20 protein-coding genes are annotated in these 21929 nt (G+C 48.8%); 14 read left to right on the top strand and 6 right to left on the bottom strand.

The window, feature by feature from the left end:
* Positions 1-72: 72 nt before the first annotated feature.
* Positions 73-390, top strand: a complete 318-nt coding sequence (locus K0H59_RS08790; RefSeq protein ID WP_088211386.1) for a hypothetical protein — start codon at positions 73-75, stop codon at positions 388-390.
* Positions 391-455: 65 nt separating this feature from the next.
* Here K0H59_RS08790 and K0H59_RS08795 read toward each other — a convergent pair whose 3' ends face one another.
* Positions 456-1355 (bottom strand): LysR family transcriptional regulator, encoded by a 900-nt coding sequence (locus tag K0H59_RS08795; RefSeq protein WP_088211385.1) that lies wholly within the window; start codon positions 1353-1355, stop codon positions 456-458.
* Positions 1356-1554: 199 nt separating this feature from the next.
* On the opposite strand from K0H59_RS08795, the gene K0H59_RS08800 reads away from it, so the two are divergent.
* Both K0H59_RS08800 and K0H59_RS08805 read left to right on the top strand, forming a co-directional pair.
* The gene (locus K0H59_RS08800; protein WP_011716713.1) at positions 1555-2034 is read left to right on the top strand and encodes a DoxX family protein; all 480 of its coding nucleotides are present in this window, start codon (positions 1555-1557) and stop codon (positions 2032-2034) included.
* Positions 2035-2105: 71 nt separating this feature from the next.
* Complete coding sequence (locus K0H59_RS08805) at positions 2106-2915, top strand: class III extradiol ring-cleavage dioxygenase (RefSeq protein ID WP_220055268.1); 810 nt, start codon at positions 2106-2108, stop codon at positions 2913-2915.
* Positions 2916-3070: 155 nt separating this feature from the next.
* Here the strand turns inward: K0H59_RS08805 and K0H59_RS08810 are convergent, their stop codons facing one another.
* The gene (locus K0H59_RS08810; RefSeq protein ID WP_011716715.1) at positions 3071-3946 is read right to left on the bottom strand and encodes a 1,4-dihydroxy-2-naphthoate polyprenyltransferase; all 876 of its coding nucleotides are present in this window, start codon (positions 3944-3946) and stop codon (positions 3071-3073) included.
* A 324-nt stretch (positions 3947-4270) separates the two neighbouring features.
* Between K0H59_RS08810 and K0H59_RS08815 the strand changes: the two genes are divergently transcribed.
* The 4 genes from K0H59_RS08815 to K0H59_RS08830 all read left to right on the top strand — a co-directional run bounded on the left by K0H59_RS08815 (position 4271) and on the right by K0H59_RS08830 (position 11162).
* Positions 4271-5224, top strand: coding sequence for an SDR family NAD(P)-dependent oxidoreductase (locus tag K0H59_RS08815; RefSeq protein WP_220055269.1), 954 nt, complete (start codon positions 4271-4273; stop codon positions 5222-5224).
* Between the two features lie 114 nt (positions 5225-5338).
* Positions 5339-6205 carry an acyl-CoA thioesterase II gene (gene tesB / locus K0H59_RS08820; RefSeq protein ID WP_220055270.1) on the top strand — a complete coding sequence of 289 codons (867 nt, stop codon included), beginning with the start codon at positions 5339-5341 and terminating at the stop codon, positions 6203-6205.
* Between the two features lies 1 nt (position 6206).
* Complete coding sequence (locus K0H59_RS08825; protein WP_220055271.1) at positions 6207-6611, top strand: YbaY family lipoprotein; 405 nt, start codon at positions 6207-6209, stop codon at positions 6609-6611.
* A gap of 648 nt (positions 6612-7259) precedes the next feature.
* Complete coding sequence (locus K0H59_RS08830) at positions 7260-11162, top strand: S8 family serine peptidase (RefSeq protein ID WP_220055272.1); 3903 nt, start codon at positions 7260-7262, stop codon at positions 11160-11162.
* An 85-nt stretch (positions 11163-11247) separates the two neighbouring features.
* Here K0H59_RS08830 and K0H59_RS08835 read toward each other — a convergent pair whose 3' ends face one another.
* Positions 11248-12129, bottom strand: coding sequence for a LysR family transcriptional regulator (locus K0H59_RS08835; RefSeq protein ID WP_011622400.1), 882 nt, complete (start codon positions 12127-12129; stop codon positions 11248-11250).
* Between the two features lie 256 nt (positions 12130-12385).
* Here K0H59_RS08835 and K0H59_RS08840 point away from each other — a divergent pair, with 256 nt between their 5' ends.
* The 4 genes from K0H59_RS08840 to K0H59_RS08855 all read left to right on the top strand — a co-directional run bounded on the left by K0H59_RS08840 (position 12386) and on the right by K0H59_RS08855 (position 16728).
* Positions 12386-13636, top strand: coding sequence for an MFS transporter (locus tag K0H59_RS08840; RefSeq protein ID WP_220055273.1), 1251 nt, complete (start codon positions 12386-12388; stop codon positions 13634-13636).
* A gap of 339 nt (positions 13637-13975) precedes the next feature.
* Positions 13976-15046 (top strand): alpha/beta hydrolase, encoded by a 1071-nt coding sequence (locus K0H59_RS08845; protein ID WP_220055274.1) that lies wholly within the window; start codon positions 13976-13978, stop codon positions 15044-15046.
* A 93-nt stretch (positions 15047-15139) separates the two neighbouring features.
* Entirely contained in the window at positions 15140-16186 is a 1047-nt protein-coding gene (locus K0H59_RS08850) for an NAD(P)-dependent alcohol dehydrogenase (RefSeq protein WP_220055275.1), read from the top strand.
* A gap of 104 nt (positions 16187-16290) precedes the next feature.
* Positions 16291-16728: a cupin domain-containing protein gene (locus K0H59_RS08855; RefSeq protein ID WP_220055276.1), complete on the top strand. Its 438-nt coding sequence runs from the start codon at positions 16291-16293 to the stop codon at positions 16726-16728.
* Positions 16729-16815: 87 nt separating this feature from the next.
* Here the strand turns inward: K0H59_RS08855 and K0H59_RS08860 are convergent, their stop codons facing one another.
* Both K0H59_RS08860 and K0H59_RS08865 read right to left on the bottom strand, forming a co-directional pair.
* Complete coding sequence (locus K0H59_RS08860) at positions 16816-17202, bottom strand: cyclophilin-like fold protein (RefSeq protein ID WP_220055277.1); 387 nt, start codon at positions 17200-17202, stop codon at positions 16816-16818.
* Between the two features lie 96 nt (positions 17203-17298).
* Positions 17299-17838, bottom strand: a complete 540-nt coding sequence (locus K0H59_RS08865) for a cupin domain-containing protein (RefSeq protein WP_220055278.1) — start codon at positions 17836-17838, stop codon at positions 17299-17301.
* A 211-nt stretch (positions 17839-18049) separates the two neighbouring features.
* Between K0H59_RS08865 and K0H59_RS08870 the strand changes: the two genes are divergently transcribed.
* Both K0H59_RS08870 and K0H59_RS08875 read left to right on the top strand, forming a co-directional pair.
* The gene (locus K0H59_RS08870) at positions 18050-18958 is read left to right on the top strand and encodes an AraC family transcriptional regulator (RefSeq protein WP_220055279.1); all 909 of its coding nucleotides are present in this window, start codon (positions 18050-18052) and stop codon (positions 18956-18958) included.
* A gap of 288 nt (positions 18959-19246) precedes the next feature.
* The gene (locus K0H59_RS08875) at positions 19247-20809 is read left to right on the top strand and encodes an MATE family efflux transporter (protein ID WP_220055280.1); all 1563 of its coding nucleotides are present in this window, start codon (positions 19247-19249) and stop codon (positions 20807-20809) included.
* Between the two features lie 153 nt (positions 20810-20962).
* Here the strand turns inward: K0H59_RS08875 and K0H59_RS08880 are convergent, their stop codons facing one another.
* Complete coding sequence (locus K0H59_RS08880; RefSeq protein ID WP_011716727.1) at positions 20963-21181, bottom strand: DUF2986 domain-containing protein; 219 nt, start codon at positions 21179-21181, stop codon at positions 20963-20965.
* A gap of 268 nt (positions 21182-21449) precedes the next feature.
* Here K0H59_RS08880 and yqfB point away from each other — a divergent pair, with 268 nt between their 5' ends.
* On the top strand, positions 21450-21782 hold the full coding sequence (yqfB, locus tag K0H59_RS08885) for a N(4)-acetylcytidine aminohydrolase (RefSeq protein ID WP_220055281.1): 333 nt from the start codon (positions 21450-21452) through the stop codon (positions 21780-21782).
* Positions 21783-21929 lie beyond the last annotated feature (147 nt).

The raw sequence follows: 21929 nt of genomic DNA on the forward strand, positions 1-21929 counted from the left end.
TTAAACTTGAAATAGCTGCAGTGTTTGGTAAGTTGGAATAAAGCTATTAGTACTATTCAATGGAGTGAAACTATGCAAGAAAATCAGACTATTCAAGAAAGCCTAATCAAGTCAGCTATCGCGACGGCGCAAGATGGTGTGGCGCGAGCCGATGGCCAGCTAAGTGTCACCGAGCAGCTGGTTTGTTTCTCCCCCTACAATAAAACCTTAAGACTTGGGCCTTATCAGCTGCAAAGAAAAGATATCGCCAAGGTTGAATCCTGTTGGGGTAAGGGCGGAGGTATTTTACCTGTGACCTCTGATGCGATAAAAATCACCTTGATTGATGGCGGCGAGTATCAATTTATTTTGGCAAGTCCCCAAGAGTGGTTGAATCTGCTCAGTCATTAGCTCTGCGGCTGCTCCATAAATGCTTATTCAGTCGACATATCTTGAGCGTATGATACCTAGATTGCTTAGACGCTTTGCTTTGCGGCTAATTGGACTAAGTTTTTCCACAGTGCCTGTGCCACTGGGCCTAATGGCGAGTGGGGCGGGCGCATCACATAGTAATCGAGTTGGATAAGGTTTTGCCTTTCGCGCAGTTCCAGTGGTAATAGGCTTCCATCCGCGAGGGCTTGTTCCACCAAATAATGTGGTAATTTTCCCCAGCCCATGCCGCTCTGAATGAGCATTCTCTTCGTATAAAAATCATTAACGTACCAACGGCGCTGCCCAGCTTGCACCCCAAATTCGATATTGGCGGTGCCAGTGCCAGTATCTTGGATCACAATTTGGTACTCGTTCACCAATTCACGCACATGGCTTAGAGTGGGGTGCCGACTCAGCAAGCGCGGTGAGGCCACATCCAACAGACTACCTGAAAATAAGTAGGCCAGCTCAAATTGGCTGGAACGGACAGGATCAATGCCGCCCGCTGAAATCGCAATATCGGCTTTGCCTTGATTTAAGGCTTCGAGCGCGCCGGTTAAATATTCTTGTTTAAGAATGATTTGAGTGTGAGGGAACTCATTTTGTGTGCGCTCCAGTATCGGCAAGATGCGGGTAAGATTAAAGGATGCTTCGAAGGCTAAGGTGATACTGGCCTCGTTACCTTTAGCTAAATGCTTAGCGACTTGTCGCATCTCCTGCGCTTCATTCAACACGCGCTGGGCGTATTGCAACAGCTTTCGGCCCTCTTGAGTGAGCGTTAAGCGATACCCTTGGCGGTCGAACAGCACTAAATCTAACTGGGATTCCAGCTGTTTAATGCTCTGACTGATCGCCGGTTGGGTCTTATGAAGTTTGTCACTGGCGGCCTTTAGTGAGCCGGCGAGGGCGACGGTATTGAACATCAGCAGTTGTTCTAAGGTCATGGCAAGACTCTTAAACAAATAAAGAATTATTTTAGGAGATGTTAGATATTATTCCATATTTATTTATTTTTTGTGGGCGCATAATTCCGCCATATGACAGTAGTGGGCTCAATGCGAGTCCACTACTTTGCGTTTAGGGTGCCGTTTAGCGAGGGTTAATGCTGAACAGGGGCTAAAAGAGATGAGTAATGAGGTAGTTATGTCGATAAATCAATTATGTTTAGCCAAAGGCAATGCAGATAAAACCGTTGCCGAGACTGACCCTCAAAAACTCTTTATCTGTGCCAATACCTTAAATCGTGCGGCGGTGGTGGTGACGCTGGCGATGAGCATAGTGTTTTTATTCTCGGGCATGGGCAAGTTACTCAGCGTGCCGTTTTTCCATGTGCCCTTTAGCGTGATGAATTTGCCCACGGGTTTTGGCTATTTTATCGGTGTGATTGAAGTGCTGGGCGCGATTGGCATTGGCTGGCGTGAATATCGAGTCCTGTCGGCGACGGCATTACTGTCGGTGATGATGGGGGCTATTTACTACCACTTTAATTACGAAACCACCCTGAGCGCGTTACCCGCACTGTCTTTATCTGCGCTGTTGTTTTTAATCATCAAGCTCGATGAAACCGTTGATAGATTAGTGCGTTTTCAACGTCAGCTGGTGGACATGAAAGCGGCTTTCTAATTCTTAGTCACAAGGCTGGCAAGATCTGATTTACAAGTGATAACTAACGGTTTCATCAAGAGAAGTTTATTATGACGCACGCGAATTCCGCTTTAATGCCAGTGTTATTTGTTCCCCATGGTGGCGGGCCATTACCGCTACTCAATGATGTAAATCATCTGGAGTTAAGGGCATTTTTATCCAAGGTTTCGGATACTATCCCGACACCCAAGGCCATTGTATTGGTGACGGCACACTGGGAAGAGGCGCAGGTGACACTGTCGAGCCATCCACATCCTGGCATGTTGTTCGATTACTATGGCTTTCCACCTGAGGCCTATACGCTTTCTTATCCCGCGCCCGGTGAGCCGCAGCTTGCCGAAACTATTGCTGGTTTGCTCAATGCAAGTGGAATCTCGGTGCGGCTCGACAATCAGCGCGCATTCGATCACGGCACCTTTGTGCCACTTAAGTTGATGTATCCGGAGGCGAATATTCCTGTGGTGCAAATGTCCTTAGTGCAGCACCTCGACCCGAGTGCTCATATCGCTATTGGCGAGGCCCTTGCTGCATTACGCTCGCAAGGGGTGTTGATTGTCGGTTCAGGCATGTCGTTTCACAATATGCGGGCGTTTTTCTCCGGCGATCCTAAGGTGTTGCCTCGCAGCCAAGGGTTTGATACTTGGTTAACCGATGTAATGACATCAGGCGATAGCCAAGCAAAGGCGCAATTAATCGATTGGCAATCGGCTCCGGAGGCACGTTTTAGCCACCCAAGGGAAGAACACTTAATTCCTTTGCATGTGTGTTTTGGGGCGGCGCATTTGCAGACGCCAAAAGCCACACATCAATTTAGTGGCGTGTTATTTAACACGGCAATATCGGGTTATCTCTGGTCTTAATTTGCCCTTAAAAGCAAAAGGTTCGTCATGTTGCGTATTAAACGCATCGTGACGAACCTTTTTGTATTTTAAGCCTTGGCTATTTTAACCTAGCCGCCTTGCGGGCTGGTCTTTAACTCAACTCTGAGGCAATCCCGAGACGTTGATATTCCCATTTAGGCGGTAAACACCAGTCCCACACTGAATAGGGTACTGAATATCATGGTGAGTTTTGCCGTGCGTCCCAATAGTGGATTGAGGGCTTCACCCGATACGGCATAGAAATCGCTGCTCAGTTTACGGGCAATAAGCAGGGATAAGCCCGCCAGCAGTACCGGTAATCCCGGCAGGATCCCCAGTAAGAATCCCGCGATCACTAAACCAAAGGGCAAGTAAATTAAGGCTTGATACAAGACTTTGGCCTGCGCCTCGCCAATCCTCACCGCGAGGGTATGTTTGCCCGCTTGGGTGTCGGTACGAATATCGCGGGTGTTGTTGACCAACATAATGGCGGCGTTAAATAAGCCAATGGCACAGCCAAGTAGCCAGGCATTCATATTGGTATCACCCGCCTGCAGATAATAGCTGCCGACCACGGCGACTAAGCCAAAAAACACAAAGGCGGCGACTTCACCTAGCCCGTGTGATGCCAGAGGATAAGGGCCGCCGCTGTAGCCGAGGGCGCCTAAAATGGCCGCCGCCGCTAAAATAGCAATCGGCCAGCCGCCATGCCAAATCAAATACGAGCCCACGGTTAATGCTAGTACTAAACAGAGGACCATCGCATTGCGTACTTTATGGGGGGGGATCATGCCACTCTGGGTTACGCGAACCGGACCAATACGTTCGGCAGTATCAATGCCGTTTTTAAAGTCAAAGTAGTCATTGGCGAGGTTGACCGCGATCTGCAATAGGATGGCGCACAACATCGAGGTGGCGGCAATTAACCAGCTAAAACGCTCAAGGTGCAGTGCCAGAATATTACCAATTAACAGGGGACCGATTGCCGCGGGTAAGGTGCGGGGCCTGATGGCTAAAATCCAAGGATTCATGATGTCCAGTCGTTATCTAAGAAAAGAATTGGGTAGTGAACAGCGTCATAGCATAACAAGAAATTGCGTTAAAGTGAGTACTATCTAATACACGCATGTAATAGAGTTTGAATTGGCGCACAGATGTTTCGCTTTCAGGGGAAAGATTTGTCGCCAAGTTCAAAGAAAATCCACTATGCCTGTGTTTTTATATCCCCTGTGATCCACAGCCGAACATCGGTTAAGCCGATGAACTTCACCCCTATTTTTGCAATAACCAGAGCTGTGGGGTGAATGGTTAAGTGTGGCGTTCAGCGTTAATGTCAATGATAAGGATACGATAGGATGCGTTTCGATAATCAAGTGGCGTTGGTAACGGGAGCAGGCTCCGGGCTAGGGAGAGCCTATGCCATTATGTTGGCTGAGCGGGGCGCCAAATTGGTATTAGTTGACCAACCTAAGGGGCGTCCATCCCAAGTCGAGGCATTGAGGGCAACTAGCTCTTCTAACTTAACTCAGGTAACTAACGTAGAACTGCAGCAAACCCATGAGGCCATTTTGAAGCTCGGGGGAGAATGCCTGTATTTTGAAGTGGATGTTAGCCAGCAGGATGATGTCAAGGCGATGGTGAATCGCCTACAGCAAGATTGGCAACGCGTGGATATTTTGGTCAATAACGCCGGGGTTTACGGCGCGTGCTCCTTCGAGCATATCCAACAAGCCGACTGGCAGCGACAGTTTGATGTGGATGTGCATGGTAGCTTTTATCTGACCCAAGCCCTGTGGCCGCTGATGAAGGCCCATGGCTATGGCCGAATTTTGATGACCACTGGGGTGTCGGCGTTGTTTGGCGACTTACATCAAGTCCCGTTTAGCGCTGCCAAGATGGCCCTCGTCGGTATGGTTAACAGCCTTGCTTTAGAGGGCGAGCAGTATAACATCCATATCAATAGCCTGTGCCCGCAGGCACTCACGGCCATGACGCATAAACACTTAGCCCCAGCGATTCAACCGCTGTTTTCCTTTGATACGGTCACGGCGACCATGGCATTTTTAGTCAGTCGTGCAGCACCCAATGGCCAACATTTGCTTGCGGGGGCGGGCAGCGTGAGTCATGGGATGTTTGCCGAATTTCAGTCCATCTATTTCAGTGAGGGGCTGTGCACACCCGATAAACTGGTCAAGTACTGGCCTGAGTTGCATTATGCCTTTCCGATTAATCTGCATACCTGCGGCGAAGATAAAGTGCTGGCTTGGTCAAAACAGAGTGCCCTTGAGCATCATATTAAGATTGAGTAGTGCTTTGGGCGGGCTGAAGCCACAAGATGCAATAAGCTATCGACTCTCTACTGGTCAGCCCTAGTCTAACTGAGTTACCCTTGGGCATTAGTTGCTAATTTTCAGTAGGATCCCATGAGTCAGGTATTAGACGATCTCTTATCATTATTATCCCTCGAGCAAATTGAAATCGGGCTGTTTCGTGGTCAAAGCCAAGACTTAGGATTTGGGCATGTATTTGGTGGCCAAGTGATGGGGCAGGCCTTGAGCGCCGCTAAACAAACTGTGCCATCAGAGCGTAAAGTGCATTCGCTACACTCTTATTTTTTACGTGCAGGGGATGAGAAACTACCCATAGTCTATGAAGTGGAAAATATGCGAGACGGCGGCAGTTTTAGTGCCAGACGCGTGAGCGCAATACAAAAGGGACGGCCGATTTTTCATATGACCTGCTCCTTCCAAGAACCCGAGGCGGGCTTTGACCATCAGGCCAAAATGCCTGAGGTGCCGGGCCCTGAAGGCTTATTAAATCAAAATGAGCTGGCGATGACCTTAAGGGATAAAGTGCCCGCGCGCATTCTGGAAAAGTTTATGGAAGACGCGCCGATTGAGATGCGATTAGTCAATCCCTTGCATCCCTTCGCGCCCAAAGAAACCGAACCCTATCGCTATGTGTGGCTAAGGGCAAATGGGCCAATGCCAACGGATGCCCATATTCACGAATATTTGCTGGCCTACGCCTCTGACTTTAACTTTTTAGTCACGGCGGCTCAGCCTCATGGGGTGTCGTTTTTAACACCAGGGATCCGCATGGCAACGATCGATCATGCGATGTGGTTCCATCGCCCGATTAATATGGGAGAATGGTTGCTTTATAGTATCGACAGTCCAACCGCCAGCGGCGGACGGGGTTACGTACGAGGCCAATTTTTTAATCAGCAGGGTGAGCTTGTCGCATCGACGACCCAAGAGGGGCTGATCCGTATGGTAAAAGGAAGTTAATATGTTGATGAAAATAAAGTTGTTTCTTTCATTCTTACTGGTGATATTTGCCTTAAGTGGCTGCGTGACAGTTCAACCCGATCCTCCGGTGGTGGTGAATGGGGCTGCGGGCTATTTGGAAAAAATCCTTCTGCCACAAGGCAGTGAAATTACCATTGCGATTATCGATTTGAACACGCCCGGCGTCATCATTGCCCAAAAGAGCTTTAATATCGCTAGGGCGCCTGTGCCGTTTAAGTTCTTATTACCGGCGCAATCTATCGATAAACGCATTAATTACGGCGTAGTGGCCATGATCAAGTATCAGGACAAGGTGATTTTTCAAACCTATGACCGCTTCCCCGTGATTAATAATGATAAATACACCACGGAAGTACTGATGAAAGCGGTACGCACTGAGCCCTAGGTTAAATGCTTTAAAGCCTATTGGCAGGATGGTGAATGTGTTTTTTCGAAAGGGGAGTCAATCCCCTTTTTTATTGCTTATTTTTCACTCTTTCACTTTTCTTTTATCGGATGGCCATACTCTGTATTTTGTTCTGTGTATTTCGTATGGACAATAAGTTCGATAAAAAGTACGACATTCGTTAAATCATATGCCTGTTATTTGTCCATGCAATCCTCTAATTCATCACAGTCTTAATTGTGAAAAATTATGTCTGCTTGAAATTATTTCATTTAAATGTAATCCGTTTTCATCTTGATTTATCGGTTTTGCATACTGTTAATTATCAATTGAGCAAAGGATTTATTAATGAGTGATAATGAATTTTTATTTGGTTTTTAAGCGCTTGCTAACATTCCCTTTCGCAGCATAAACCATCTCGCATTCCGTTAACCGTTAAACAATGAATATTTATTGAGAACGACATTCTTATTAATTGATTTTATGGGTAATTATCCGGTTAATGAGGTGTTTCAATATGTATCATTACGTGTTAAAACGCTGCGGTAAAGTTCTCTCAGTTACAGTCGTTTTATGATATTGCTGTACTGAATAAATATTAAAAATGGAACTTTCAGCAGTAATTTTAATATAGCGAAGGAAGCGAACATGAAAACAAAAATTGCACTAGCAGTGTCTATGGCATTGCTATCAGCTGCGGCAAATGCGCAAACCGTATTATCGCCAACCGGTGAAACGTTACAGTTAGATATTCCAGCCGAATTATCAAATAATTCGACCCGTGGTCAATTAACCGCGGTTAACAACCAAGATGTAAAATTTATTCCTGAGCCAGATTTAGCCGAGGGAGAATATACCTATATCGTAAGATTACGTGACAGCGCCGTCGCGAATTATCAAGGGGATATTCCAGGCTTTAAGGCCACCAGTCCACAACATATACAGTCGACCTCACAGGAAAAAAGCACCGGTAAGACAGGCAATGTCAAACTGAATGCCGCCGCACCTGAAGTCAAAAATTACGTCAGTTTCCTCAAGGTCAAGCAAGAGCGCTTTTTAACGAGCGCCAGCGCGGCCATTGGTGCCCGTCTTGAGCCGCTGACCACTTACCAATACGCCATCAACGGTGTTGCCGTGCGTATGACTCAGGCGCAAGCCATCAAACTGGCCGAATTACCTGAAGTGGTTTATATCGAACGTGAGAAAATCGAACAGCTTGAAACCGATGTGAGTCAGGCACTGATCGGCTCCCCAAAGGTGTGGGACGGTAGTGCGACGGGCACTAAGGCCATGGGTGAAGGCGTGATTGTGGCGATTATCGACTCAGGGATTAACTCTGATCACGCTTCTTTCGCCGATGTGGGTGAAGATGGTTACGATCACACCAACCCCTTAGGCCAAGGGATTTATGTGGGTGACTGTAAAACCGATTTTGCCAGCATGTGTAACGACAAGTTGATTGGTGTGCGCAGCTACCCTGAAATCACCGATATCTATGATGATGAAAAGGTTTTCGGCGCGACGCCGCCCGCTAAAAACGGCGAAGACTACGGCGGCCATGGCTCGCACGTGGCCAGCACCGCGGCAGGTAACATATTACTCAATGTTCCTTATGTTGAGGGGGAAGTGGGTAAGCTCGAAGGTGCGGGTATCCCGACTGGCTTAACGTTTGCGCAAATGTCCGGTGTGGCGCCCCACGCAAACATTATTGCCTATCAAGTCTGTGAGCCAGGTGATCAAGAAGATACATACAGTGGCTGTGCAACGGCGCCGATTTTAAAAGCGATTGATGATGCGATTAAAGATGGCGTGGACGTGATTAACTTCTCTATCAGTGGCGGCGGCAATCCATGGAACAGCGCGACTGAGCAGGGCTTCTTAGCGGCGCGTAATGCGGGCATTTTTGCTGCGGTTGCGGCGGGCAACACTCGGGCAAACATCGCGCAGGTGCCTTATTCATCGTCTAAAAACGCACCTTGGTATACCTCAGTCGCTAACTCGACTCACAATCGTGAAGTGGTACGCGAGCTGGAATTTAATGGTAAGACCTTTGAATTCACCCCAGGCTCAGGCCCTGTGCAAACCGACGTCGTGAAAGGGCTACCCGTATTTGCAGGCGCGATTGATGCGACCAATGTGGAAGGCTGTAAAGTATTCCCTGCCGATGCCTTTAAAGACAAAATTGCGATTATCAAACGCGGTTCATGTGATTTCGCTACTAAAGTGTCGGGTGCATTAACCGCGGGCGCTAAAGCGGTCATAGTGTACAACCGTGATGGTGAAGGCAATGCGCGTTTAACCATGTCGGCATTGGAGAAGTTAAATGTCCCTGCGGTATTTATTGGTAACACCGATGGCGTAGCCTTACTCGAGGCCATGGCCGCCAATCCTGCTGTGGAGCTAACCTTAACCCCGACACCGCAAGCGATTAGCCGTGAGGCCGATGTGTTATCTGCCAGTTCACTGATTGGTCCAAATGCGACCAATGATGTGATTGTGCCTTCGGTGGCCGCTCCTGGCTCAGATATTTACGCTGCTTATGCTGATCAACAATTTGGCCATGATAAATCGGGCACAAATCCAGCCGACTTTACCTTGATGTCGGGCACGTCAATGGCAAGCCCCCATGTTGCGGGTGCTGGTGCGCTGCTAAAGTCATTGCACAAGGATTGGACGCCGGACAATATCCGCTCCGCATTAATGCTAACTGCAACGACCGCACAGGCGATGAAAAAAGCCGATGCTAAAACCGTTGCCGATCCGTTCGATGTGGGCGCTGGCCGTATTCGTGTCGATTTAGCGGCTAAAACCGGTTTAGTGATGGACGAAAGCGCCCTGAACTATGAAATTGCTAACCCAGTCGTGAACGGTGACCCACGTAAGTTAAACGTGCCTAGCATGGCCGATTCTCGCTGCGTGAATACTTGTACTTGGACCCGTACCGTAACCGCAACTCAAGATGGTAGCTGGACGGCGAAGGGCCAAGCGGTGACCGATAAGTTAGCAGTAACGGTATCGCCTGAAAGCTTTACCCTGAAAAAAGGTGCGAGCCAAACCATTACCGTAACCGCCGATGTGACACAAGTGGGCGCAGATTGGGGCTTTGGCAACTTAGTGCTCGAGTCGGCAAGTTTCCCAACGGCGACTATGCCGATTGCCGCTAAGATTGGTAAGCGTAATCTGCCCAATTTGGTGAATATTGAAGCGACCCGTAATGCGGATGAAATCAATCTTGAAGGCTTAAAGGCGGTGGATTTTACCAGCGTTGGCGCCGAAGTGTCGGGCCTAAAGCTTAGCCAAACCATTGAGTCAAGCGTGAAGCAAGACTCGAACAATGCCTCATACACTGATGATCTTGCCGATGGGGTCAAAGTGTTTAAATTTGACGTGAATGAAAATGCACTGTATTTCCGTGCATCGATTAGCTACACCACGTCGCCTGATCTCGATATGTACGTGCTACTCGATAAAAACGATGGTAGTAAGCTGGCTCGAGTGGCTTCATCGGCGAAAGACGGTTCAGAGGAAAGTGTCTTACTCAACAATCCTGTTAAAGGCACTTACTATGTGATTGTGCAAAACTACAGCGCCTCATCCGCGACGGCCGATGACGTGTTTGGTTTGAAACAATTGACCTTCTACAACAACGAAACCGCGGGGGATAACCTCACGGCGACCCTTTCTGGCGATACTAAAGACTTCGACGTCAAGCTGGCGTGGAAGGACGCGCTCAAAGTGGGCGACGATGGTTTAGCCATGCTGACCCTCACCACGGGTGATGACAAGGTAGCGCCAGTGAAGTTACCCGTTATCTTTGAACGTGTGGGTGATGATGTGCTGTCGCCTCTTGGCAATGCGCTAAGTGGTCAGTTGACACCAGGCGTGGCAAAGATGATGAAGACCCGCATCGAAGCCAACAGAACCCAAGAAACACGTGTGTATAACTTAGAAGCTCTACTGCCTGAAGGCCATGAAGTGGCTAACATCAGCCATGACGGTAAGCAAGAGGGTAATAAGATCACTTGGACGGTCGAGATGCCATCGGGCGCTGACGCGAAGGACATCAGCTTTGAGTTGGTTCCACGTAAGGCGAGTGTCGATAATCAGTTAAGCCTAACCAACAAGGTCAACAATGCCTCGTCAGAAACCCTGACGCAAAGTTACCAGTTTGATGTGGCTGAAGTGGCGCCCGTGGCTAAGGTTGAAGCGCCAACCTCAGTGCAAGAAGGTAAGCCGCTGTTTATCGATGCAAGCAAATCATCGGATGCGAACAATGATCCGCTGACCTACAAGTGGACTCAGTTAGGTGGCACCAGCTTTAATTTTGACCCTGCAGCGGCCAAATTAAACTTAGTGGCGCCAAGTGTGAATGGTGCGGCACAAACCGTGTCATTCCAACTGACGGTATCCGATAACCACGGCAATAGTGATTCGAGCTTAGTGTCTGTATCGATTACTGATACTCCGCCGAAGAAGGATGACGGTGGTGCTCTTGGCTGGTTAAGTTTATTACTGCTGCCATTTGCCTTTGGTCGCCGTAAACAGCGCTAACTTGTTATGAGTTAACCTATTTCACCTTAAGTATTAGGTGACTCATTAAAAGGGCCGAGCAATCGGCCCTTTTTATTGCTTTTTGTTAGCGGTTTTTCATTAAAAATTCCACAAAGGCGCGGTCGGCTTGGCTGACAGGGCGCTGCTTTTTCCACGCAATGTGCAGATTTAAAAACACCGGTGGGTCAAAGGGCTTGGCGAGAATATCGTCTTTTGGACTGATGGCCATTTCGAGCACGCTGGTGATCCCAAATCCCTGGGAAACAATCTGTTTAATTAAGTTAATCAGGTTAGTCTCAAAGGCGATATTGGGCTTTTTACCCAGCTCTTTGGCCTGGGAGAGGATCCATTCCCGGTGGAAATAGCCAGTTTTAAACATGACTAATTCATGGTCAAAGAAGTCGTTGAGGCTGACGGCAGGATGATCGGCGAGCGGGTGCTCGGCGCCCATGGCGATGACCATCTGCTCACGGATCAACAATTGGCTATCGAAGTCACTCTGCAGATCCTGGGCGGTAATGATGGCGATATCCACTTCTTCCTGCTGTAACATCCGCAGCGCGTCACGGGTACCGCCTTCGAACAGTGACAGCTTTAACTCGGGATATTGATGGCGAAACGCCATAAGCCGTGAGGGCAGATAGAAGGAGCCCAGCATACCCGGCACTGCAATCCGTACCTCCCCTGAGGTGAGATTCGCCATGGCGCGGATTTGCGCTTCCGCCTGCTTGATTTGCTTTAGGATCAACGTGGCATGCTGGTGCAACACTAAGCCTTCGGCGGTGAGCGCGAGGTGCTTGTCATTCTTATTGCTGGTGCGATTAATCAGTGTCACCCCAAGCGACTGCTCGAGCCGTTTAATGCTTTGGCTTAGGGCAGGCTGCGCCATATTGAGCTTCTTGGCCGCCGCGGTAAAACTGCCGGTATTGGCCAGCGCATCTAAATGTTTAAGTTGGCGTATATCCATGATTATCCGTCTTTTATGCTGGATTGTACTTATGCTCGAGGGCACTTATACACGATTACACAGTGCTTTAAGGGTTAACAAGGCGCCATAACCCAGTACAGTCGTATCTCGCATGGCTTGGCCGATAACAAGACGTATCGCAACTGTTAGCTATAACAAAAATCAATAATTTCAATATAAATTATCTATTATTGTTATGTTATGCCCAGTGCTAATCTTTGTCTATCCTGAGAGTGATGCGTTATCGAGGCCAAAAGTGCAAGCCGTGTTAGACACTATTATCGACAGTAAACAACGTGATACCCGACTGATGTGGGCCCTGTGTGTGGCTTCCGTGGTGGTGTATATCAATCTGTATTTGATGCAGGGCATGTTACCGCTGATCGCCGAGCATTTTGTGGTATCGGGCTCACAGGCAACGCTTATCCTCTCGGTCACCAGCTTTTCGCTGGCGTTTTCGCTATTAATTTATGCGGTCGTGTCCGACAGAATTGGCCGCCATACGCCGATTGTGGTGAGCCTTTGGCTACTGGCGCTGTCGAATCTGCTGTTGATTTGGGCAGGGGATTTTAATGCACTTGTCTACGTGCGCTTTTTACAGGGTGTGCTGTTAGCAGCGGTGCCCGCCATTGCTATGGCCTATTTTAAGGAGCAACTCTCGCCAAGCACTATGCTCAAAGCCGCGGGCATTTACATCATGGCCAACAGTATCGGTGGGATTGTCGGCCGGTTACTCGGCGGGGTGATGTCGCAGTTTTTATCTTGGCAAGAGTCCATGTGGCTGCTGTTTTTAGTCACGCTTGCGGGCGTTGCTTTAACCAGTTATTTATTGCCTTCTGGCGCCGATGCGCAGGCGGTATCGGGCGGACAAACTACCTCGCCAACACTTTCAAAACGGGCACGTTTATTACAGGATTTTTATGGTTTTAGCCATCACCTTACCGATCCGCAGATGCGTTTAGCCTATGCCATCGGTGGGGTCACTTTTATGATGATGGTGAATCAATTTAGCTTTATTCAATTGCATTTGATGGCCGCGCCCTACGAGTGGAGCCGTTTCCAAGCGACGTTGATCTTCCTGTGTTATTCCAGTGGTACCGTGGCCTCCTATTTTACTGCCAAGTGGTTGGCAAAATTTGGTCAACATAAGTTATACCAATGGTCTTGGTGCTTGATGTTACTGGGCAGTTTATTGACCCTGTTCGATACTCCGGTCACGATTAGCTTGGGCTTTTTGATGACGGCCTGTGGCTTCTTCTTAACCCACAGTTGCTGCAACTCCTTTGTGGCGATGCGCGCAAGCCGCGACCGCGCCAAGGCGACGTCGCTGTATCTGTGTTGTTATTACTTAGGCGCAGCGCTGGGCGGGCCTTACCTGATGCTATTTTGGCATAAAGCCGAGTGGCAGGGGGTCGTGATGGGGTCATTAACACTGCTTGCATTAATCGCCTTAGCTATCGGTCGGTTGCGTTATCACCAGACCCAGATGAGCCGCGTGGCGTTATAGTCTGCTAAGCCTGTTGGCGCTGCTACTCGCCACAGATTCAAAATTCGATAAACGCTTAGGCCAACGACTCCCCGTTGGCCTTTTTGTACGCCAGATTTGCCTCATTTTTATCCGTGTTAACGGGATAAATAAAGCCGAACGCGACATTGCTACGTTATCCGGCCTCGATTTCCTCACCTTTTACTACATGATTTCCGCATTTTCGGAGTTTTAGGCAAGTAACCACGAGTTTCATGGCTTCAATGTCTTGGTCGTTTTGTCGACAATTCAGCATGAGTTGCCATGGCATTTAACGCATATCGCCTAAGTGACACCTCTGTTCCCCATTAAGGATTGAATATGAAAACATCGAACGGTGCATTGTCTTTGGCGGCATTGCTGATCTCGGCATGGTTGATAAATACAAGCTTGCCGGCCTTAGCGGCAACATCGGGCCATCAAGGTGATTTATCCCATGGTGCTAACAATTTTTATCGGAGTGAAACCCTGACTATGCAAAAAGTCACTTTTCCAAACCAATACAAGATGAATGTCACGGGCAATCTGTATTTGCCTAAGGATATGAAGGCGGGCGAAAAACGCGCCGCCATTATCGTGGGCCACCCTATGGGCGCGGTAAAAGAACAAAGCGCCGTGCTCTATGCCCAGCAACTGGCCGAACGCGGCTTTGTAACCCTCGCCATCGACTTATCCTTCTGGGGAGAGAGTGAGGGCAATCCCCGCAATGCCGTGCTGCCGGACATGTACGCTGAAGACTTTAGCGCCGCGGTAGACTTTCTGGGCACCAGCGAGTTTGCCGACAGAGAGCGCATTGGTGTGCTCGGGATCTGTGGTAGCGGTGGTTTTGCCATTAGCGCCGCGAAAATTGACCCACGCATGAAAGCCATTGCCACCGTCAGCATGTATGACATGGGCGGATTTAGCCGTCATCTATATGGCAAGTCGTTGACCTTAGCGCAGCGCAAACAATTGATCGCCGAGGCGGCTGCGCAGCGTTATGTGGAGTTTAGCGGTGGTCAAACCCAATACACTGGCGGCACACTCCATGAAATCGATGAAAACTCTCACCCCATTGCCAAGGAGTTTTATGACTTCTATCGCCCCCCAAGGGGAGAGTATACACCAGCGGGATCATCGCCTGAGCTGACGACGCATCCGACCCTGAGCAGTAACACTAAGTTTATGAATTTCTATCCATTTAACGATATCGATTCGATTTCTCCGCGCCCCTTGTTATTTGTTGCTGGCGATGAAGCGCACTCACTGGAGTTTAGCCAAGAAGCCTACAGCCTCGCAGCTGAGCCTAAAGAGCTCTATCTGGTAAAAGGTGCTGGCCATGTTGACTTGTATGACAGAGTGAAGCTGATCCCCTTCGATAAGTTGACGCAATTTTTCACTCAGTATTTGTAATTTAGTTCACGGCCAGCGCTTTTGCTGGCCTTGATGATTTCTCGCAGAGGCGTGTCATTTTACGTTTCTGCCTCAATCCACAGGGGATGAAATATGCAAACCATTGGATATGCCGCAGCGTCGGCGCAAAGCCCGCTAGAACCTTATCACTATGAGTGCCGTGAATTACGCGACAACGATGTCGCTATCGAAATTCTCTATAGCGGTGTCTGCCATAGCGATTTACACACAGTGAAAAACGATTGGGGCTGGACGGTGTATCCCACAGTGCCTGGCCATGAAATCGTTGGCCGCGTGGTGCAAGTGGGCAGCCAAGTTAACAAATACAAAGTGGGCGATCATGTCGCTGTGGGCTGTATGGTCGACAGTTGTCAGGAATGTACTCACTGTCATCATGGTGAAGAGCAGTTTTGTGAGCAGGGTTTTACCCAAACCTACAACAGTGTCGATAGGCACACCCAAGAGCTTACCAAGGGCGGCTATGCCAAGCATATCGTCGTGCGCCAAGAGTTTGTGCTGAGTATTCCAGCATCGCTCGACCTTGCTAAAGTCGCGCCCTTACTCTGTGCGGGGATCACTACCTATTCTCCCTTAAGAACCTGGAACGTTGGGCCTGGCAGTCAAGTCGCTGTCATTGGTATGGGCGGTTTAGGCCATATGGCGATCAAACTTGCGGCCGCGATGGGCGCCCATGTTACTGTACTGAGCCGCTCGGAAAGTAAGCGCAGCGATGCGCTGGAACTCGGTGCGAGTGACTTTTTGATCTCTTCAGATCTTGAGCGCATGCAGCAAGCTGCCAATCGCTTCGAGCTTATCATCGATACAGTGCCAACAAAGCATGACATTACCCCATACCTGCCGTTACTGAATGTGGATGGTACGCTCACCTTAGTCGGTCAAGTGGGGCTGATTGCCGAGGTGAATACTGTGCCTATGGTGATGGGACGTCGCCGTATTGCCGCCTCACTCATTGGTGGCATTGCCGAGACCCAAGAGATGCTCGATTTCTGCGGCCGAATGAACATTTTGCCAGAGGTTGAGATGATCAAAATGGAGCAGATTAATGAAGCCTTTGAACGGCTGGAGAAATCCGACGTGCATTATCGATTTGTGATCGATATGCAGGCATCGTCCTTCTAGGCTTAAGAAGATTATCTCATTTGTTAAAAGGGATTTGCGGACTATTCCCCATACCGCCATCACTTTTAAATCAGTTTAAGACAACGTCAGTAAAGGAGTTTTTAATGAATACCTTAGAAACCGCATCCATGACACTGATCCCCGCGGGAACACAACAGCCGATTAAAGGGCCAAGTGAATGGTTTACCGGCGAGGTGGTGATCAGCAGCTTATTCAATGCGCCGCCACCCGCGCGGGTAGGCATGGCCGTAGTGAATTTTTCAGCGAGCGCGCGAACCCATTGGCATAGCCATCCACTCGGGCAAATGCTATTGGTTACCCAAGGCGAAGGTTGGACCCAGTGTGAAGGTGGTGAGCGCACTACAATTCGCCCAGGGGATTTGATTTGGTGTAATTGTGGTAAGCGGCATTGGCATGGTGCAACGGCATCATCTTCCATGCAGCATGTGGCCGTTCAAGAGGCGCTTGAGGGGAAAGCGGTCGATTGGTTTGAACCTGTCACTGATACTGTGTACTTAAATGGCGATAGTGTCGGCGAGTAACTCAATCACTGGCGAAAGTGCTCGGAATTAAAAGAAAAAGGCGAACTCAGTGTCGCCTTTTTTGCTTTTATGTTTTGCTTTATATGGTTAGGGCAGTTTATCGAACACCACCTCGAGATCTTTGCCGCTAAGCAGTTCGACAAATTCATCACTCATCGCTTTGCTCATCTCGTTACTCGTCTCGTTACTAAGAGTACCGAGCGGAATTAAGCCATCGGCATAGCCAAAGTCCCTATAAAACAGGGCTAAGTTACCCCAAGGGGCGTAATAGGTGATATCGCCGCGTTTAGCGCTGGTGCCTTTGGGCGCCTGTGCTTTGGTGAGCTTTGGCTCGAGCATGGCGATTTTTTCGGTATTGGCATAGGCCTTAAGCGTGAGTTTTAGGGGTAAGCGGGCGTAGAAATCCTTCGCCGTTGGATTATCGAGGAGGGTAAATCGATATGCTTTGCCGTTTGCGGTCACACTAATATTCATCGAAGTCTCCTTAGATTGCGTCATGGCGTTTGTAGCTTGCTTTGGTTTAACTTGCTTTGGTTTAGCTTGCTTTGGCGAAGAGTCGCTAAGCTTGATTCAGGGCTTGTCGTATTGTGCTGGGGAGACACTTTCTAGCCAAGTGACCACCTTACCCGCGTTGGCTTCTTGTATGGCGATATGCGTCATGGGTGTGCTGTTCGTCGCGCCATGCCAATGTTTGACATTCGCAGGGATCTGCACCACATCCCCTGGATGAATTTCAAGGCGTGTTTGACCTTCTTGTTGCACCCAGCCCATTCCAGAGGTGTCGATTAAGGTTTGCCCCACTGGATGAGTATGCCAATGGGTGCGACTGCCTGGCTCAAAGGTGACTAAGGCGCCAGATGCGCGACCTTCGTCCTTGGCCTGAAACAAAGGCTCAACGCGCACTCGGCCGGTAAAATAGTCTTCGAGCCCCGTCGCGGGGAGCTGAGTGCCATTGCGGGCAATACTAATTTGCTCAATGGCAATCGCTGTTTTAGGCATTATCTCTGATACAGGCACTGACACAGGCACTGATGCTGGCACTGGCTCTGCTGCCTGAACGCCAAGCGTTAACAATAGCAGGGAGCCTAATCCAAAATGCATGGGTTTCATCGATTTTCTCCTTTATTCAATCACTAAAAAATCACTTGTTCGGATCCTTTATTTTTGCCGCTTGCAGGCTTGCAGAGTAGTTCATTCGTCGGTAATGCTTGCCTAATTCTCCAATTGTTAGGCATTTCGTATGCTAACGAGTTAGGTAGCGAGTAAGATAAATTCAAATGACCGAGTGCCGACTGCTACTGATAAAAACGGGTGAAAACAGATGAGTGAGACGCAAATGATGAATGGTTTTTCCCAAGTGCTTGCTGACAATGTGGCCAAAAGAACCCTTGGCGTCGAATGGGCATCATCTGAGGTCGAGGGGCTCGAGTTTTATCGGCAGAATGCGCCCACCTCCAACTCGGTTTGTATTGTCGAGCCAAGTATTGCGGTTGTGGTGCAAGGCGCGAAGAGTATGACCTTGGGGGAGCAGGTATTGATCTACGATCCGAGTCGATTCTTAATCACCTCTTTAGAGTTACCCGCCACCATGCAAGTGTTAGAGGCCAGTGCTGAAAAACCCTACCTCGGTGTCGTGCTAAAACTCGATTTGGCGGTGATGAGTGACTTAATGTTGCAAACGCCCTTAGCGAGGCAAAAGGATACGGTTACCGACCAAGGCATGATTTTAGGCCATTCCACCCCAAGCTTGTTGAATGCTTTCAGCCGTTTAGTTGCCTTACTCGATGAGCCAGAGACGATTCCTGTGCTTGCGCCTCTGATTAAAAGAGAGATTTTTTGGCGAGTGCTTATCAGTGAGCAGGGGGCGCGCTTAAGGCAAATCGTGTCGGCGGGCAGCCACGGTTTACGTATCGCGCATTCTATCGAGTGGCTGAAGGTGAATTTTGCCCAGCATTTTAGCATCGATGATTTAGCCGATATGACCCGAATGAGTAAGTCGACCTTTCACCATCATTTTCGCCAATTGACCTCAATGAGTCCGCTGCAATATCAAAAACGATTACGCTTGATGGAGGCTCGCCGATTGATGTTAAGCGAGAGCATAGATGCCGCCGCAGCTGCTTATCGTGTCGGTTATGAGAGTCCATCGCAATTTTCCCGCGAATACTCGCGTCTGTTTGGCAATTCCCCCAAACGAGATGTCGATATCCACTGGTTATCATCGACCTAAGCTAAGCAAGTAAGCTAGACACGGTAACCTAGAGTCACGGATGTGGGATAAGCGACGGGCTTAAGCACGACCGAGTTACATGGCTTGAGGGCATTCGAACCAAACAGGCTATTGTGAGAGTAAAGGCCTGAGTGTGTAAGTTATTCGTAACAAACCAAATCGTTTAAATGATTTATTATGTGCGCTGCCTCATGGTAGGCTTACCTACTCAAGAGACTGCTAAAGTGGCGAGAGCCGCAGACTGGATTTGATGTCAGTCCATCCAATAGATCAAGGTAAAACAACCCCATGACCCAAGCCAAATTCGTTGAAGGTTCGATTCTTCGTCATATCCTCGTGATGAGTTCGACCGCCGCCGTGGGGATTTCTGCCTTATTTGTGGTCGATTTACTCGATATTTTCTTCTTAAGTTTGCTTGGTGAACATGAACTAGCCGCGGCGGTGGGCTATGCGGGCAGTATTTCGTTTTTTACGACTTCTATTGGTATCGGCCTGTCGATTGCCCTCGGCGCGTTAGTATCCCGCTCGATTGGTGCAAAGGATGTGGAGCTGGCTAAACGCCTATTGCTCAATAGTGCGGCGGTGACCACCTTAATCAGCCTTTTTGTGAGTGTGGTGGTGACCTGCTTTATCCCCGAATTAGTGACTCTAGTAGGGGCGAGCGGCCATACCGCCGAACTTGCCGAGAGTTATCTGTACATTTTGGTGCCTTCTTTACCCTTTATTTGCCTTGCGATGGCCCTTGGCGGTGCGCTGCGTGCCGTTGGGGATGCCAAGCTGTCGATGATGTCGACCTTAGCGGGCGGCGGGGTTAATGCGGTACTGGATCCGATTTTTATTTTCCTGTTCGCCATGGGAATTGAAGGTGCGGCACTGGCGTCGGTGCTTGCCCGTATCGCGGTCTTTATCATTGCCGGGCGCGGCGTAGTGGTAAAACATCAACTGCTGGGTAAGTTTAACTTCAGCTATTTTGTTGCCGATCTCAAACCGATTTTCGCCATTGCCGGGCCTGCCATGTTGACGAATATCGCTACGCCCATAGGTAACGCCTTTGTGACTCGCGCGATTGCCGATTTTGGTGATGCCTATGTTGCCGGTTGGGCGGTGCTTGGCAGGTTAATCCCAGTCACCTTTGGGATGATTTTTGCGTTATCCGGTGCCATTGGGCCGATTGTTGGGCAAAACTTCGGGGCGGGCCGATTCGACCGGGTGCGTGAGAGTTTAACCAAGGCGATTCAATTTTGTACCTTGTATGTGGTGGTGATGTCGCTATTGCTGTTCTTGCTTAAATCGCAGGTGGTGAGCCTGTTCGATATGAAAGGCGATAGCGCGGCGCTTATCGAGTTTTTCTGTAGCTATATCGCGGTGTTTTTTACCTTCTCTGGCATTTTATTTGTGGCCAATGCTTCGTTTAATAATCTGGGCAAAGCGAAATATTCCACCCTGTTCAATGTCGGTAAAGCCACGTTAGGCACTGTGCCATTCGTGTATTTTGGCGCGCAATGGGGCGGGGTATACGGTGTGTTAATCGGCCAAGTTTTAGGCTCAATTCTTTTTGGGATCATGGGCGTGTGGGTGGCCTACCGCTTAGTCGATAAGGTGGCTCTGGCAAGTCGTGCAAACGCAGCTCAGTCTGTCGTGAGCGATACCGAAGAGGCGCATAATAAGTGCCAGCAGCTACTGGCGGGGGATGAGGAAGAAATTGCCAATTGTGTTGGCCAAAATCTGCCCTCATCTACGAGTCCGTTTTCATCCTCCCATGTGCAAATGGGTCAATTGACCGAAGAGCAGGAATGCGAGGCGGCCACCGCTGCGGTGGATTTTGATAAAGCGAAACCGAATACGCCGTAAACACTTAGATAACCATCTTGGTAATTTAAAGAGATAAAAATTGATAAAACATAAAGGCCACTGAAAAGTGGCCTTTATGTTTTGCATATTCGCATTCAATCGAAAGCGTTTTATCTGAGTGTGAGCATCCCGAGAGTCACGGCACAAAGAGGCTTAGCTCGCAGCCTTATCTTCCGCGCTAGAAGCGTCGACACCTGCGATCTCTTGCGCTACTTCTAAAGCCACGGCTTCTGGCGTTTCGGCTTCAAGACGCGCGCGCTCCGCTTTAGAAATATAACGCGGCTTTACACCCACCTTGGGCTTCTCGATTTTGTTTTGTTTGGCTTTTTCGCGCTTAGCCATTTTCTTAACGATCTTTTGCTTCTTGTTCATAACATCTCTAATTCGGTTTTTGCCTATGCAGGCTGAGTCCAGTGGCTCAATTAAAGCTGGATTCTAACTGAATATTGCCAATCTCTCCATGTTTTGCTGTTACGGCGCAGTCGAAGCGGTATCTAGAGCGAGATCTAAGCCGTGCTAGAATATGGCGTTTTTTATGGGTAATGCACTTTATTAACGCTAAAGTGAGCGTGAATTACCCATTTAACGTATTGATAGCCATCAATTTTTAACACTTTAAAAAGCAATAGGCGGAGGTCACTTGTTAACTAAGATCACTTTCTTTGAGCGTTTCGAGCAGGATATTTTGTCAGGGGCTAAGACCATTACCTTAAGGGATGAAGCCGAGTCCCATGTGTTTGCGGGGCAAATTTTGCCGGTATCGACCTTCGAAGCTGACCGTTGGTTTTGTGATATTAAGGTGATTGAGGTTGTGCCTGTATTGTTTTCGGCGCTGACAGAGCAACATGCTACCCAGGAGAATATGACGCTGCCTGAGCTGCGCCGAGTGATCCACGAGATTTATCCCGGCCTTGAGCAGTTATTTCAAATTCGTTTTTGTGTTGTGAATACAAGGGCGCAGCCTATTAATTAACTCAATTGACTAAGCCTGTTGATTTAGCCCATTGATTTAGTCTGCTGATTAATCCAATTGGTTAACGCTATTGACTAAGTGCTGCTTAAAAAATAGGCTGGCTTGTTTTGATGCAAGTCAGCCTATTATCTTTCAAGTGCAATGCGA

The organism is Shewanella sp. FJAT-51649 (assembly GCF_019457435.1).
Classification (GTDB): Bacteria; Pseudomonadota; Gammaproteobacteria; order Enterobacterales; family Shewanellaceae; genus Shewanella; species Shewanella mangrovisoli.